This window comes from Pseudomonas sp. Snoq117.2 (genome assembly GCF_900110545.1).
Classification (GTDB): domain Bacteria; phylum Pseudomonadota; class Gammaproteobacteria; order Pseudomonadales; family Pseudomonadaceae; genus Chryseomonas; species Chryseomonas benzopyrenica.
Genome location: NZ_FOED01000018.1, coordinates 1 through 15,153, shown reverse-complemented (window position 1 = coordinate 15,153; position 15,153 = coordinate 1). Strand labels below are relative to the sequence as shown.

The 15,153-nt window shown below is 66.0% G+C and carries 14 protein-coding genes; 5 read left to right on the top strand and 9 right to left on the bottom strand.

Going from position 1 to position 15,153, the window contains the following annotated elements; all coding sequences use genetic code 11:
• Window positions 1–15 precede the first annotated feature (15 nt).
• Window positions 16–1,026 (top strand): AI-2E family transporter, encoded by a 1,011-nt coding sequence (locus tag BMZ43_RS23630; protein WP_064308407.1) that lies wholly within the window; start codon window positions 16–18, stop codon window positions 1,024–1,026.
• Window positions 1,026–1,460 (top strand): NUDIX hydrolase, encoded by a 435-nt coding sequence (locus tag BMZ43_RS23625; RefSeq protein ID WP_093257201.1) that lies wholly within the window; start codon window positions 1,026–1,028, stop codon window positions 1,458–1,460. Before BMZ43_RS23630 ends, BMZ43_RS23625 begins: the two co-directional genes overlap by 1 nt.
• A gap of 15 nt (window positions 1,461–1,475) precedes the next feature.
• Here the strand turns inward: BMZ43_RS23625 and BMZ43_RS23620 are convergent, their stop codons facing one another.
• The 5 genes from BMZ43_RS23620 to BMZ43_RS23600 form a co-directional block, all read right to left on the bottom strand.
• Window positions 1,476–1,715, bottom strand: coding sequence for a hypothetical protein (locus BMZ43_RS23620; RefSeq protein ID WP_017639995.1), 240 nt, complete (start codon window positions 1,713–1,715; stop codon window positions 1,476–1,478).
• Window positions 1,716–1,774: 59 nt separating this feature from the next.
• Window positions 1,775–2,491: a carbonic anhydrase gene (locus tag BMZ43_RS23615; RefSeq protein ID WP_017639994.1), complete on the bottom strand. Its 717-nt coding sequence runs from the start codon at window positions 2,489–2,491 to the stop codon at window positions 1,775–1,777.
• A 176-nt stretch (window positions 2,492–2,667) separates the two neighbouring features.
• The gene (gene pbpG / locus BMZ43_RS23610; protein WP_017639993.1) at window positions 2,668–3,579 is read right to left on the bottom strand and encodes a D-alanyl-D-alanine endopeptidase; all 912 of its coding nucleotides are present in this window, start codon (window positions 3,577–3,579) and stop codon (window positions 2,668–2,670) included.
• Window positions 3,580–3,819: 240 nt separating this feature from the next.
• Entirely contained in the window at window positions 3,820–5,355 is a 1,536-nt protein-coding gene (locus BMZ43_RS23605; RefSeq protein WP_064308403.1) for an acetyl-CoA hydrolase/transferase family protein, read from the bottom strand.
• Window positions 5,356–6,338: 983 nt separating this feature from the next.
• Window positions 6,339–7,790: an anion permease gene (locus BMZ43_RS23600; protein ID WP_093257197.1), complete on the bottom strand. Its 1,452-nt coding sequence runs from the start codon at window positions 7,788–7,790 to the stop codon at window positions 6,339–6,341.
• Between the two features lie 329 nt (window positions 7,791–8,119).
• Between BMZ43_RS23600 and BMZ43_RS23595 the strand changes: the two genes are divergently transcribed.
• On the top strand, window positions 8,120–8,644 hold the full coding sequence (locus tag BMZ43_RS23595; protein ID WP_017639990.1) for a gamma carbonic anhydrase family protein: 525 nt from the start codon (window positions 8,120–8,122) through the stop codon (window positions 8,642–8,644).
• Between the two features lie 627 nt (window positions 8,645–9,271).
• On the opposite strand, the gene BMZ43_RS23590 is transcribed toward BMZ43_RS23595, so the two are convergent.
• The 3 genes from BMZ43_RS23590 to BMZ43_RS23580 all read right to left on the bottom strand — a co-directional run bounded on the left by BMZ43_RS23590 (window position 9,272) and on the right by BMZ43_RS23580 (window position 11,977).
• Window positions 9,272–10,195, bottom strand: coding sequence for an SdiA-regulated domain-containing protein (locus tag BMZ43_RS23590; RefSeq protein ID WP_093257193.1), 924 nt, complete (start codon window positions 10,193–10,195; stop codon window positions 9,272–9,274).
• A gap of 70 nt (window positions 10,196–10,265) precedes the next feature.
• Entirely contained in the window at window positions 10,266–11,171 is a 906-nt protein-coding gene (locus BMZ43_RS23585; RefSeq protein WP_064307601.1) for an SdiA-regulated domain-containing protein, read from the bottom strand.
• Window positions 11,172–11,311: 140 nt separating this feature from the next.
• Complete coding sequence (locus tag BMZ43_RS23580; RefSeq protein ID WP_017639987.1) at window positions 11,312–11,977, bottom strand: fumarylacetoacetate hydrolase family protein; 666 nt, start codon at window positions 11,975–11,977, stop codon at window positions 11,312–11,314.
• Window positions 11,978–12,215: 238 nt separating this feature from the next.
• Between BMZ43_RS23580 and serA the strand changes: the two genes are divergently transcribed.
• Window positions 12,216–13,445: a phosphoglycerate dehydrogenase gene (gene serA / locus BMZ43_RS23575; RefSeq protein ID WP_017639986.1), complete on the top strand. Its 1,230-nt coding sequence runs from the start codon at window positions 12,216–12,218 to the stop codon at window positions 13,443–13,445.
• Window positions 13,446–13,641: 196 nt separating this feature from the next.
• Here the strand turns inward: serA and rpiA are convergent, their stop codons facing one another.
• Window positions 13,642–14,316: a ribose-5-phosphate isomerase RpiA gene (rpiA, locus tag BMZ43_RS23570; protein ID WP_064307602.1), complete on the bottom strand. Its 675-nt coding sequence runs from the start codon at window positions 14,314–14,316 to the stop codon at window positions 13,642–13,644.
• A gap of 127 nt (window positions 14,317–14,443) precedes the next feature.
• Here rpiA and BMZ43_RS23565 point away from each other — a divergent pair.
• The coding region (locus BMZ43_RS23565) for a pyridoxal-phosphate dependent enzyme (RefSeq protein WP_143075325.1) at window positions 14,444–15,153 on the top strand (710 nt) is incomplete at its 3' end.

Below are 15,153 nucleotides of genomic sequence, written 5' to 3'. Positions count from 1 at the left end.
TGCCGCCGGTAATCTATGTACGCCTTCACGCAACGCCAGGCCATCTTGGCCAGCTGGATCATCGTCTTCACCGCGCTCTATCTGGTTCTCCCGCTCAAGCTCCTGCCCAGCCTGCTGGCCGGCCTGCTGGTGTACGAACTGGTCAACACCCTGGCCGGGCGCCTGCAGCGGCAAATGCCCGGCGGCGGCGCGCGCTGGCTCGCCGTGGCCCTGCTCGGCGCCCTGGTGGTGAGCCTGCTAACGCTGTTCTTCGTCTGGTTCACCAGCTTCATCATCCAGGAAGTCCAGAACCCCGGGCGGCTGCTGGACAAGTTCATGGTGCTCACCGAGCGTGCCCGCGCCCAGTTACCGCCCTCGCTGGACGCCTACCTGCCAGCCAACGCCGATAGCATGAAGCAGGAGCTGGTGGAGTGGGTGCGCGCCCATGTGGCGCAACTGCAGCTGTTCGGTCGGGATGCGGCGCGGACCTTCGTCATCGTGCTGATCGGCATGATCCTCGGCGCCATCGTCGCCCTGCAGCCCACCCCCGATCCCGAGCGCCTGCGCCCGCTGTCCGGCGCGCTGCTGGTGCGGCTCGGCCTGGTGGCCCAGGCCTTTCGCAACATCGTCTTCGCCCAGATCAAGATCTCCCTGCTCAACACCACCCTGACCGGCATCTTCCTGCTCGGGGTGCTGCCGCTGTTCGACGTCCATTTGCCGCTGGCCAAGACCCTGGTGATCCTCACCTTCATCCTCGGTCTGCTGCCGGTGATCGGCAACCTGATGTCCAACACCCTGATCTTCATCGCCGGCCTGTCGCTGTCGATCTGGGTCGCGGTGGCGGCGCTGGGCTACCTGATCGCCATCCACAAGCTGGAATACTTCCTCAACGCTCGCATCGTCGGCGGCCAGATCAGCGCCCGTTCCTGGGAGTTGCTGGTGGCCATGCTGGTGTTCGAGGCGGCCTTCGGCCTGCCGGGGCTGGTGGCGGCGCCGGTGTATTACGCCTATCTCAAGAGCGAGTTGAAGGCGGAAGGGCTGGTGTGATGAACGGCCAGATCCGCGTCCTGGCGCTCTGTGTCCTGCGTCAGGGCAACCGCATCCTGGTGCGTGAGACGCAGGATCCGCACGATGGCCGAAGTTTCTGCCGGCCCCTGGGCGGTGGCGTGGAGTTCGGCGAAACCAGCCAGGCGGCCGTGCATCGCGAGATCCGCGAAGAGCTGGGCGTCGAGCTGGCCGAGTTGAGGCTGCTGGGCGCCCTGGAATCGCTGTTCAGCTACGCGGGACGGCCGGGTCACGAGGTGGTGCTGGTCTACCTGGCCGAATTTGCCGATCGGCAGCTCTATGCGCAGACCGAGCTGCCCGGCCAAGAGAGCGATGGTGAAGCTTTCATGGCCACCTGGCGCTCGCTCGATTCCTTTGACGACACCTGCCGACTGGTCCCCGAAGGCCTGCTGGAGCTTGTCACCAGCGCTACCTGAGGCCTTTGCCGCTCACTAGCGATCCAGATTCGCCCACATGCGCTGCCAGAAGGCGCCGGCTTCTTCGTTGCTGGCGCGCCAGGTCTGTTCCAGGCGCAGGCGTTCGGGCGCCTCGAGATCCTCCGGGCAGGCCAGGTAGCGATCGGCGGCGGCCTGGGCCTCGGCCTGCAAGCGGCGCCATTCGCGCACGTCATCCAGCCAGCAGCGGCCGGTGACGGTCTCGTAGTACTGGTGGGCGATCGCGTCTTTGCTCATGGGGCTTTCCATATAGGGGATACAGCCCTAGACCGCACCTGAGGCACGGGGTGCCCGCCTCAGACGTCGAAGAAGTCCACATGGCCGTTTTCCAGAGTGTAGTAGGCGCCCACCACCTTGACCCGACCGTCCTGTTGCGGCGCGAGCAGGGTCGGCTCGGAGGCCGCGCGCAGCCGCCGGACCGTGCGCTGCACATTGCTGCGCACCGCGGCTTCCAACAGATCCGGTGGATTGCCGGCGCGGGCGCTGAGCACCGCCGGCAGGATGGGTTCGATCATGGCGCCGATGGCACCGGGATAGAGGGCGTTCTGCTCCACCACCGCCACCGCGGCTTCCACCGCGCCGCATTTCTCATGGCCCATGACCACGATCAGCGGCACCCCCAGCTGGCTGATGGCGTACTCCACCGAGCCCAGGGCGGTGGTGTCCAGGGTGTTGCCGGCGTTGCGCACGATAAACAGCTCGCCCAGGCCACGGCCGAACAGCAGCTCCGGCGAGACCCGCGAATCCGAACAGGACACCAGCACGCAAAAGGGCGTCTGGCCCTTGGCGATCGCCAGACGCCGATCACGGTTGGTTTCTCCATGCAAGGGCTGGTCGTCCATGAAGCCCTGGTTGCCGTCGATCAGCCGTTGCAGGGCCTGCTCGGCAGTGAGGGTAGTGTGGGCCTTGGCCGGCGCGGCCAGGGCAGGCAGGGCCAACGGGGCCAGGGCAGCGGCCACCGGCAGGCAGCAGGCGCAGTGCAGGAGTTGGCGACGTGACAGAGCGGGCTTCATCGGGACACCTCTTCGCGTGGGGGCGTGCCGGTACTGCGGTCTCCAGCGCTAGGGATAACTATTGTCCGCCGCCGCCGATCCTGCCAGGCGAGGCGGCGCCTATCCGACCCGTGGAAAAGCGCCAGGCATGAAAAAGCCGCGTCGGAACGCGGCTTCGGGACTCGCTCAGGCGGGCGTCACTGCCGCGCCAATACCGTGCTGCGGCCCGCCTTGGGCGCGCCCGGCAGGGGGCTCAGGGCGCCGGTTTCCAGCCAGCGGCGGACGCGGGTGGCATCGGCCATGTGGGTGAACTTGCCGAAGGCGTCCATCACCACGAAGGCCACCGGACGACCGGCCATCACGGTGCGCATCACCAGGCAGTGACCGGCCTTGTCGGTGTAGCCGGTCTTGGTCAGCTGCACACTCCAGTCGGCGTTGTAGACCAGGTGATTGGTATTGCGAAAGCCCAGCACATAGTTGGGATTGTGGAAGGCCTGGGTCTTTTCCGGGGTGGTGCTGAGCTGACCGAGCAGCGGATAGCGTTCGGTGGCCTTGAGCAGGGTGACCAGATCACGCGCGGTGGAAACGTTGAGCGGCGACAGGCCGGTGGGCTCGGCGTAGCGGGTGTTCTTCATGCCCAGGGCGCGGGCCTTGGCATTCATGGCGGCGACGAAGGCGCGCTGGCCACCTGGATAGTGGTGGGCGAGGCTGGTAGCGGCGCGGTTTTCCGAGGACATCAGCGCCAGTTGCAGCATGTCGCGCCGGGTCAGCTGACTGCCCAGGCGCACCCGCGAGAAGATGCCGCGCATGGCCGGATTCTCGCTGATGTCGATGTCGATGGTCTGCTCCAGCGGCAGCTTGGCATCGAGCACCACCAGGGCGGTCATCAGCTTGGTCACCGAGGCGATGGGGGCGACCTGATCGGGATTCTGGGAAAAGAGCACCTGGTTGGTCTTGAGGTCCACGACCAGGGCGTGGTTCGAGGCCAGGCGCTGGGCAGTGGCGGCAGCCGCGGCCTTGACCTTCGGTGGGGTCTGGGCCAGGACGGCCGGACTCAGCCCGACCAAGCCAGCCAGCAACAAGCCGGCGAGTTGATGACAGATCTTCACGGTAGCAGCTCTCAAAGGGGGCGGAATTAGAACAACCGCGAACGGCAATGCCCCTTGCAGATCAAGGACATTGCTCAGAGATTTCACGTCTTTTATCACCCGGAATGTCGGCTGGGAATCCGACAGGACAGCTTTTTACACAGCGCGCTGGCAAAAAGTCACAATTAGTTGCAGATGGGCGACGAACGGCAGGGATGGCGGAGCGAAAGGGCGCCCGAGTAGGCTCGGACGCCTTGCCTTTCAGTCGTGGGCTTCCTGGGCGGCGGGGCCGAGCATGCTACCGGTGACCAGGTAGCGCTCGTGCCAGGCCAGGGCCTCGGGCAGCAGGTGCGGGGTGTGCTTGCCATGGCTGCCGGCCAGGGCGCGCGCGAAGTAGTCCTCCAGTGCCGGGCGGAAGCTGGGGTGCACGCAGTGTTCGAGGATGGCCCGGGCGCGCTGCTTGGGGCTGAGCATGCGCAGGTCGGCCAAGCCTTGGTCGGTGACGATCACCGAGACATCGTGCTCGGTATGGTCGACGTGACTGACCATGGGCACCAGGGTCGAGATCAGCCCGTTCTTGGCCGTGCTCGGCGCCATGAACACCGACAGATAGGCATTGCGGGCGAAGTCGCCGGAGCCGCCGATGCCGTTCATCATCCCCGTACCCATCTGGTGGGTGGAGTTGACGTTGCCATAGAGGTCGGCTTCGAGCATGCCGTTCAGAGCGATGCAGCCCAGACGGCGCACCAGTTCCGGATGATTGCTCACCCCCTGCTGGCGCAGGATGATGCGCTGGCGCAGCGCTTCGGCGTGTTCGAGGAAGCGCTCGATGCCCGCCGGACTCAGGGAGAAGGACGTCGCCGAAGCCAATTCCATCTTGCCGCTGATGAGCAATTCCAGCATGCCGTCCTGGATCACCTCGGTGAAGGCGGTCAGCCCTTCGAACTCGCTCTCGGCCAGGCCCTGCATGAAGGCGTTGGCGATGTTGCCGACCCCCGACTGGATCGGCAGCAGGTTGGCCGGGATGCGTCCCTGGCGTACCTCGAAGCGGAGAAAGTCCAGCAGGTGCGCGGCGATGGCCTGGGAGGCAGCGTCGGGGGCCTTGAACGGGCTGTTGCGATCGGGGGCATCGGTCTCCACCACGGCCACTACCTTGTCCAGCGGCACCTCCAGGTAGGGCGAGCCGATGCGGTCGCCGGGATGGGCCAGCGGAATGGGCGTGCGGTGGGGCGGCAGGGCGCCATCGGTGTAGATGTCGTGCATGCCGTCCAGGGCGTCGGGCTGCCAGCGATTGACCTCGAGGATCACCGCGTCGGCCATGTCCAGCCAGGTCTTGTTGTTGCCCACCGAGGAAGAGGGCACCAGCAGACCGTCTTCGCGGATCGCGGCGATCTCCACCACCGCCACATCGATCTTGCCGAAGAAGCCATAGCGCACCTTTTCCGCCAGCTGGCCCAGGTGGATGTCCATGTAATCCAGGCCGCCGGCGTTGATGCGGCTGCGCAGCTCCGGATCGGACTGGAAGGGCACCCGCAACTCGATGCCATCGACCCGCGCCAGGGCACCGTCCAGCTCCGGTGCGGTGGACGCCCCGGTCAGCACCTTGATGCGAAAGGGCTCGCCGGCGCCGTGGCTGGCGGTGATGCGCTGGGCCAGGGCGCCGGGCACGGCCTTGGGATAACCGGCCCCGGTGAAGCCGCTCATGCCCACGGTCATGCCGTGACGGATGAACTGCGCGGCCTGCTCGGCGCTCTGGCGCTTGGCGGCGAAACCGGGATGGCGAATACGGTGGGACATGACGACCTCTGCGGGTGTTATCGAAAGCACACTAAGAATGTGGATTCTACGCCGAAGGGATGCTTAGGTCCCTAAGCAAAAGGTCGGGTGGAGGGGAAATTATTGGGGGGAGGGGATGGGTGGGTTCTGTAGGTTGGGTTGAGCGATAGCGAAGCCCAACATCGCGAAGGTCGGTCGAAGTGCCTTGGCTTAATGGTGCCCTGGCTGTTCATCGTGGTCTGCTTGTGGCTCTTGTTTCGCCCACCCGGGCGACTTACTTTTTTCAGTCGCGAAAAAAGTAAGCAAAAACGCTTGCCCCGACCATCCGGCCTTCCGCTTCGCTCCAGGTCCGCTCACGCCCGCGCCGTTCCGGGGGCGGTCCAGATGGGCCGTCCATGGCCCACTGGACCTCTCGCCGCATCCATGCGGCTCGCCCCACTCCACGACACTGCCGTTCGCCCTCCTGAACGGGGCGGTTCGCTAGCCTGAAAGTGTTGGTTGAAGAGCCATAACCGTCTGTAGCGTGGACAACGGCGCAGCCTTGTCCACTGATAGTGTCTGTACCTTCCAGTGGAAAACGCTGCGCGGTTTTCCACGCTACGGCCCTGTTAACACCACAGTCTCAGGCTTGCGCCCCACCCCCGTCAGTGAGGCCGAGTGTAGGTGTCGCGGAGGGGGGATGCGAGGCAGGACGCCGAGCAAGGCGCGAGGGGCAGGAGGCCCCTTCGTGCCGCGCCCCCGGAGCGGCACCGGAGCGAGGGGACCCGGAGCGCAGCGAAGGGCCGAAATGTTGGGGTGTGCTTTCTTTTGCTTACTTTTCTTTGCACAAGCAAAGAAAAGTGAGTCGCCGGCCAGGCGAAACAAGAGCCGCCAGCAAACCCCTATAAGTAGCTAGGGCACCAATAGCCCAAAGTGTTGGGCTTCGCTATCGCTCAACCCAACCTACGCCGATCCGCCCGGATCACCCCAACCCAGGCGTTGGGCACCGAACGCCCAGCTACCCCTCACGCCACCATCATGATCCACGGCACCCCGATCCCCAGCAGCACCAGCAGGAACAGCGCGCCGAAAATGGTCCCCAGTCGCCAGTAGTCCGCGCTGGGCAGGTAGCCGCTGCCGTAGTACACCGGACTTGGCCCGGTGCCATAGGGGGTGATGATGCCCATCAGCCCCAGCGAGGTGCCCAGCAGCAGGGCAAATACCGGCAGGTCGATACCGGGGATGCCCATGCCGGCGGCCAGCATCACGGGGAGCAGGGCGGTGGTATGGGCGGTAGAGCTGGCGAACAGGTAGTGGGCGAGATAGAAGACCACCACCAGCGCCACCATGGCGGTGCCGGCGTGGAAGCCGCCCAGGTGGCCGGCGACCCACTGGCCGAACCAGGCGACGAAGCCGACCCGGGTCAGGCCGTCGGCCAGGGCCACCAGGGTGGCGAACCAGGCGAAGGTGTTCCAGGCGGCCTTGTTGCCCAGGGCATCGTTCCAGTTGATGACCTTCAGCAGCAGCATCAGCACGATGACCAGGATCCCCACCAGTGCTGGATCGGCCCAGGCCGCGCCAAAGATCCACAGCGCCAGGGCGCCGATCACCAGGGCCAGCAGCAGCTTCTCGTTGCGTGTCAGCGGGCCGAGTTCGGCCAGTTCCCTGGCCGCCCACAGCGGTACCTGGTCGTTGCGTTTGATCTCCGGCGGATACAGCCAGTAGGCCAACAGCGGCAGCACGGCCAGCAGCAGGATGCCCATGGGCGCGGCGGCGATGAACCACTGGCCCCAGCTGATGTGCACCTGGGCGGTCTTCTCGATCAGGGCGGCGGCCAGCAGGTTGGGCGCAAGGGCGGTGAGGAAGAGGGTGCTGGTGACGCAGGTAGAGGAAATCGCCACCCACATCAGGTAGGAGCCGATGCGCCGGGCGCTGGGGTCGTTGGGCTTGGAATCGTAGAGCAGCGGCAGGTTGCGAATCACCGGGTAGACGGTGCCGCCGCTGCGCGCGGTGTTGGACGGCGTGAAGGGCGCCAGGGCCAGGTCCGCCAGCATCACCGCGTAGCCCAGGGTCAGGGTCCGGCGGCCCATGGCCTTGACCAGCAGGAGGGCGATCCGTCGGCCGAGACCGGTCTTTTCGTAGCCCAGGGCGAACATGAAGGCGCTGAAGATCAGCCAGACGGTGTTGTTGGAAAAGCCCGCCAGGCCCCATTTCAGCGCCTCCTGGGGCGCGCGGAAGCCCGGTGTCGCCAATTGCGCCGGGCTGAACAGCACCCAGGGCGCCAGCAAGGCGGCCAGGGCCACGCCGATCAGGCCGATCACCGCCCCGGGTAGGGGTTCGAGGATCAGCCCCACCACCACGCCGGCGAAGAGGGCGAAGTACAGCCAGGCATGGCTGGGCAGGCCGGCGGGGGCAGGCAGCAGCGCCAGCAGTCCGGTGACGGCGAGGGGCAACAGGAATTTCCAGGTGGTACGCATCGGGCGCTCGCAGATTCCGGTGGTCTCGGGAAACCGGCCTGGGCCGGGGTGGCTGACGACAGGTCACCGCGTGCAGCGGCAACGCTGGCCTGGTAGGGGCCGGGGACGTCAGCGGCAGCAAGCTTTGCAAAGGGCAGCGCCCTTTCCCAGCGCTCTGGCCGTGGTCATTCGTCGCAGTCCTGCGGTCTTAGGTTCCCTGAAGGCATTCTTTCGTTATCGAGAATGACTTGCAACAACCGATGGGCTGATCGCGAACCGATTGCACCCGCGGCTCGCATCGGCGAACAATCGGCCCTTCCGCCAATGACAACAACACGAGGACGAGCACCATGAAGTACCGCCTGGGAGAACACCGCGTCGACGCCCATCCGCACAGCTGGGTCGCGCCCACCGCCGCGGTGATCGGCAAGGTACGCCTGGATGAAGGCGCCAGCGTCTGGTTTGGCGCGGTGCTGCGCGGCGACAACGAGCTGATCCACATCGGTCCGGACAGCAATGTGCAGGACGGCGCCGTGTTGCACACCGATCCCGGCTCGCCGCTGACCCTTGGGCGTGGCGTCACCGTCGGCCACCAGGCCATGCTGCATGGCTGCGAGATCGGCGACGGCAGCCTGATCGGCATCCACGCCGTGGTGCTCAACGGCGCGCGCATCGGGCGCAACTGCCTGGTGGGCGCCAATGCCCTGGTCACCGAGAACGCGGTGATCCCCGACGGCTCCCTGGTGCTCGGCTCGCCGGCCAAGGTGGTCCGCACCCTGAGCGACGCCCAGCAGGCGCAGCTGGCGGCCAACGCTCAGGTCTATGTGGCCAATGCGCGACGCTATCTGGAAGAGTTGTTCGAGCAGGGGGAGTAGGGCATCGCTTGGCGACAATGATAGGAGTCGACGCCGGACCACCCCCTCGCCCTCCGGGAGAGGGCTGGGGTGAGGGCGAAGCCGCTCTAGCCTGTTGGGCTTCGCTGCGCTCAACCCAACCTACGGCGATTCCCGTAGGTTGGGTTGAGACGGCTCCATCGTCGAAGCCCAACACTGGCCGCGTAGCGTGAAAAACGGCGCAGCCTTTTCTATATGACCATCGCTGCCGGGCGCGCCCTCACCCCAACCCTCTCCCGAGGGGAGAGGGGGCTATCCGAGCGAGTGCTTGGGCTACCAGTTCGGTCGGGCGTGCGATCCATTGTCGCCCTGCTATCCACGGCGCCGGACCACCCCCTTCTCTCTTGCGGAGAGGGCCGGGGTGAGGGGGAGGTGCCAAAGCCTGTTGGGCTTCGCTGCGCTCAACCCAACCTACGGCGATTCCCGTAGGTTGGGTTGAGACGGCTCCTTCGTCGAAGCCCAACACTGGCCGCGTAGCGTGAAAAACGGCGCAGCCTTTTCTATATGACCATCGCTGCCGGGCGCGCCCTCACCCCAACCCTCTCCCAGGGGGGAGGGGGGGCTATCCGAGCAGGCGGCGGACCGCCTTGGCCGCGATGAGCCTCTACCTCATGGCTTCTCGAAGCGATAGAACAGATTCGGCTCGCTGACCACATACAGCCGGCCCTGGTCGTCCATGGCCACGCCCTCGGCCTGGGGCACGCTGCGGCTCAGGCCGTGCTGGCCGCGCAGCAGCGACAGGGAGCTGATCGGCTTGCCGTCGTCATCCAGCTCCAGTACCAGCCGCGACTGATCGGAGAGCGCCAGCAGGTGGCCGGTGCCAGGGTCGAATTGCAGGCTGGAGAGGTCACGCACGAACAGGCGGCGGTCACGCTTGGGGTCGCTGCGCAGCGACAAGGCCTGCAGGCCCTCGAAGGCTTCGCTGCCCAGGCCGTCGATCTCGTAGATGCGTACCGGATCGCTTTCCTTGGCGACGAAGAAGCGCTCGCGGGCGGCGTCGTAGGCCAGGCCTTCGTTGCCGCGGTTGTCGCTTTCCACATCGCTCAGGCTGAAGGGATGACTGACCTGGCGGTCGTCGATGTCCACCACCTGGGTGTCGGCGCCGATATGTACCCGCACCAGGCGTTGGCGGCGCTCTTCGCTGATCATGTACACACCCGGCTTGATGTACTCGATGGCTTCCGGATCACTGAAGCCCTTGAGGTCCACCTGGCGTAGCAGCCGGCCGTCCAGGTCGAGTTCGAGAAAACGCGCCGGCTTGTTGGTGACGCTGACCAGGGTGCGGCGATCCGGATCGAAGCTCAGCGCCGAGACGTCGGTGATGCCCTCGCCGATGGAACGCGCTTCCACGGTGACGCGATAGCTCGGCAGCCACAGCGAGCGGGCCTGCCGACTCTCGGCCTGGAGCTGGCTCTGGACGTTGAACCAGAGGCACTCGAACAGCCGGTGCTGCTGGGCCACCAGGGTCAGGGTCAGCAGCAGGGCGGCGCCCAACAGGGCACCCAGGGTGCGCGGGGAAAACAGCGGAAGCATCGACAGGGTCCTGAGGCGGTGATGCCGCGCAGCCTAAGGGCGCCACCCTGAATTCAAGCTGAATAGGCGCTCATTGCGCCGCTTTGGACACCTTGTGAAACACGTGGAAGAGATTGGGTTCACCAATCAGGTAGAGATTGCCGGCCTCATCGAGGGCCACGCCTTCCGGCTGTTCCATGGTCGCCTTGAGGCCGTGCAGACCATTTCTGAGGCTGATGAAGCTGACCGGTGAACCTTCCGCGGTCAGCTCCACCAGGGTGTGGGACTGATCAGACAGCGCCAGCAGGTGACCGGTGCGCGGATCGACCGCCACCGCGGAGTAGTCGATCACCAGCTGCTTGAGGGGAAAGGGCTGGAGGGTACCGGTAACGCCGCGGCCGTCGCTGGCCAGGGTGAAGAGGGCGGCCGGGTCGCGCTCCTTGCTGAGGATCAAGCGTTGGCGCCGTGGATCCCAGGCGATGCCTTCGAAGCCCTTGTTGCCGGCGTCGGGAAAGCCCAGGTCATGATGCTCGAAGGTGTTGGCGTCCAGCTCCTGGGTGTCGTCCGCCAGTTGGAACAGCGACAGCCGCCGCTGGCGCTCGTCGACGATGGCCAGGCGCCCGTCTTCCAGGGCGGTCACGCCTTCAAGGTTGGCGACGTTGCGGATCGGGATGCGCCTGAGGATGTCGCCGGTCAGGCTCAATTGCACCAGGTAGGGCGTATTGCCGGTGACGGCGAAGAGGGTGCGGGTGCGGGGATCGTAGGTGAGGTCGGAAGTCTCGGCTTCGGCCAGGCCCGGCAGCGGCTTGCCCTGGATCACCGCCTGGTAGTCCGGCAACCAGACCGCCTGGGCCCGTACTTCCGGCGGCGTGCGGTATTCCTGCCACCAGAGCAGCGCCCTATCGTTCCAGTGCCAGACGAAGGTGAGGACGATCAGCACCAGCAGGACGAAGGCGGGGAGGAGGCGGAACAGGATGAGGCGGGGGAGTCTGGACATGCGGGCTCGTACGGCTTCTTGTTATGGCTTGTCTGCACAGTCGCCGAGCGTAGGCACTTTTCAGGCAAAGCCTAGAGCGTCGTGGCCGTGCCGGTACACCATCGCCAGGCACCCGCCAGGCGACGGTGGGGTGGCGGGGGTTATAGCACGCGGGTTTCGAAGCGGCTAACGTCCGGCAGCTCCAGCACCAGTTGATCGCCCACGTTGAGCGGTCCGACACCTACCGGTGTGCCGGTGAGGATGACGTCACCCGGTTGCAGGGAGAAATGCCCGGCGATGGTCTGGATCAGCGGCAGGATGGGGTTGAGCATGTCGCGGCTGTTGCCGTCCTGGCGCACCTCGCCGTTGATGGTCAGGCGCACCGGGATGTCGGCCAGGTCCTCGAAGGCATCGCCCGGCACGAAGGGCGCGAGCACGCAGGCGCCGTCGAAGCTCTTGGCGATCTCCCAGGGATAGCCCTTTTCCTTGAGGCGGCTCTGCACGTCCCTGAGGGTCAGGTCCAGGGCGGGGGCGAAGCCGGAGAGGGCGTCGCGGACTTCCTCCGGCGAAGGCTTCTTCGACAGCGGCTTGCCGATCAGCACGGCGATCTCGGCCTCGTAGTGCACCGAACCCTGATCGGTGGGAATGGCGAAGCCCTCGGCCACCGGCACCACGCAACTGGCCGGCTTGATGAACAGCAGGGGCTCGGTGGGAACCGGATTGTTCAGCTCCTTGGCGTGCTCGGCGTAGTTGCGGCCGATGCAGACGACCTTGCCCAGGGGGAAGTGGATCTTGGTGCCATCGAGGTACTGGTGCTGGTAGGCCATGGGGTGCTCCTGGTGAGTGGCGTCTGCGGGCGATCTTGACCCCACGATCTTAACCAAAAGCGGACGCCGCGGCGCGATGCGGGTCGCAAGGTGCTCATGGTCGCCCTGAGAAAGCTTCAGGTCGCAACCGGACCTGCATGCGGCGGCTCATGCTAAGATAGCGCCCCCTTTGCCGCTGGCTGAACTGGCCTGCGCCGCGCCGGCATCCTTCTCCCTGGAAACTCTGGATTCAACGCAGATGAGCAAGACTTCCCTCGACAAGAGCAAGATCCGCTTCCTTCTCCTGGAAGGCGTCCACCAGTCCGCCGTGGATATCCTGAAGTCCGCGGGTTACAGCAACATCGAGTACGTCACCAGCTCCCTGCCGGATGCCCAGCTCAAGGAAAAGATCGCCGACGCCCACTTCATCGGCATTCGCTCGCGCACCCAGCTCACCGAAGAGGTGTTCGACTGCGCCAAGAAGCTGGTCGCCGTCGGCTGCTTCTGCATCGGCACTAACCAGGTCGACCTGCAGGCCGCTCGCGAGCGCGGCATCGCCGTGTTCAATGCCCCCTATTCCAACACCCGTTCGGTCGCCGAGCTGGTGCTGGCCGAGGCCATCCTGCTGCTGCGCGGCATCCCGGCCAAGAACGCCTCCTGCCACCGTGGCGGCTGGATCAAGAGCGCGGCCAACTCCTTCGAGATCCGCGGCAAGAAGCTGGGCATCATCGGCTACGGCTCCATCGGCACCCAGCTGTCGGTGCTGGCCGAGGGCCTGGGCATGCAGGTGTTCTTCTATGACGTCATCACCAAACTGCCCCTGGGCAATGCCCAGCAGGTCGGTTCCCTGACCGAGCTGCTCGGCATGAGCGACATCGTCACCCTGCACGTGCCGGAAACCCCCGCCACCCAGCTGATGATGGGCGAGCGCGAGATCCGCGCCATCAAGAAAGGCGGCATCCTGATCAACGCCGCCCGCGGCACCGTGGTCGACCTCGACGCCCTGGCCGCGGCCATCAAGGACGAGCACCTGATCGGCGCCGCCATCGACGTCTTCCCGGTGGAGCCGCGCTCCAACAACGACGAATTCGTCTCGCCGCTGCGTGGCCTGGACAACGTCATCCTGACCCCGCACATCGGTGGCTCCACCGCCGAGGCTCAGGCCAACATCGGCCTGGAAGTGGCCGAGAAACTGGTCAAGTACAGCGACAACGGCACCTCGGTGTCCTCGGTCAACTTCCCCGAAGTGGCCCTGCCGTCGCACCCGGGCAAGCACCGCCTGCTGCACATCCACCAGAACGTCCCGGGCGTGCTGTCGGAGATCAACCGGGTCTTCTCCGAGAGCGGCATCAACATCTCCGGTCAGTACCTGCAGACCGACGAGAAGGTCGGCTACGTGGTGATCGACGTCGACGCCGACTACTCCGACCTGGCCCAGGAAAAGCTGCAGAACATCAAGGGCACCATCCGTTGCCGCGTGCTGTTCTAAGCCTTTAGCTGTTATAGAAAAGCCCCGGTCGGGTTCGCCTGACCGGGGCTTTTGCTTGCGTGCTGGCAGGGCATCCATCGCGGCCATGGGCCGCTCCTACAGGACGCTCGGTGTATCGGTAGGAGCGGCCCACGGCCGCGATAGGGTCACGCAGCAGCGGCCACATCGGCGGAACGCCTTGGCCGCTGGTAGAGACTCAGCTGCGCTCCAACCGCTCCACGCCCTGGGCGGTGCCCAAGAGCAGCACGTCCGCCGGGCGGGCGGCGAAGAGGCCGTTGGCGACCACGCCGACGATGTTGTTGATCCGGGCCTCCAGGCCCACCGGATCGACGATGTGCATGTTGTGCACGTCGAGGATGATGTTGCCGTTGTCGGTCACCACGCCGTCGCGGTATTCCGGGTCGCCGCCCAGTTTCACCAGCTCGCGGGCCACGTGGCTGCGGGCCATGGGGATGACTTCCACCGGCAGCGGGAATTCGCCGAGGACGTCGACGCGCTTGCTGGCGTCGGCGATGCAGATGAATTTGCGCGCCACCGCGGCGACGATCTTCTCGCGGGTCAGGGCCGCGCCGCCGCCCTTGATCAGGTTGAGGTGGCCGTCGGCTTCGTCGGCGCCGTCCACGTAGAACTCCAGGTCGCTGACGCCGTTGAGGTCATAGACGGTGATGCCGTGGCGCTTCAGCCGGTCGGCGGTGGCCTGGGAGCTGGCCACGGCGCCGTCGAATTCCAGCTTGTGCTTGGCCAGCAGGTCGATGAAGAAGTTGGCGGTCGAGCCGGTGCCCACGCCGACCACGCTGTCGCGGGAGAGCTGGGGAAGGATGAGGTCGACCGCGGCCTGGGCGACGGCCTGCTTGAGCTGGTCCTGATTCATGGGGGTATCCGCAGAGAAACGGGTGAAGGGTCGCCGATTATAGCCGCTCGGACGGCCTGGCTAACCTACCCGGGAGTGCCCGTAGTAGACTTTTCGCCCCCGCCGCACCCACCGGATCGTCCCGCCGATGCTCGAACAGTATGTGAAGAAGACCCTGCTCGCCCCCGTCTACGACGTGGCCATCGAGACGCCCCTGCAACCGGCGCGGGCGCTGTCCGAGCGGCTGGGCTGCCAGGTGCTGCTCAAGCGCGAAGACCTGCAACCGGTGTTTTCCTTCAAGATCCGCGGCGCCTACACCAAGCTGGCCAGCCTCTCGACCGAAGAGAAGGCCCGTGGGGTGATCGCCGCCAGCGCCGGCAACCACGCCCAGGGCCTGGCCCTGGCGGCGCGCGAACTGGGCGTGCGGGCGATCATCGTCATGCCGCGCACCACGCCCGAGCTCAAGGTCATCGGCGTGCAGTCCCGTGGTGGCGAGGTGGTGCTGCACGGCGACGCCTTTCCCGAGGCCCTGGCCGAGGCCTTGCGCCTGGTCGAGGAGCAGGGCTACACCTTCGTCCCGCCCTATGACGATCCCGACGTCATCGCCGGCCAGGGCACCGTGGCCATGGAGATCCTGCGCCAGCACCCCGGGCGTTTGGACGCCATCTTCGTCCCCGTGGGCGGTGGCGGCCTGATCGCCGGTATCGCCGCCTATGTGAAATACCTGCGCCCCGAAATCAAGGTTATAGGCGTCGAGCCGGACGACTCCAACTGCCTGCAGCAGGCCATGGCGGCTGGTGAGCGGGTGGTCCTGCCGCGGGTGGGGTTGTTCGCCGACGGCGTGGCCGTGGCCCAGAT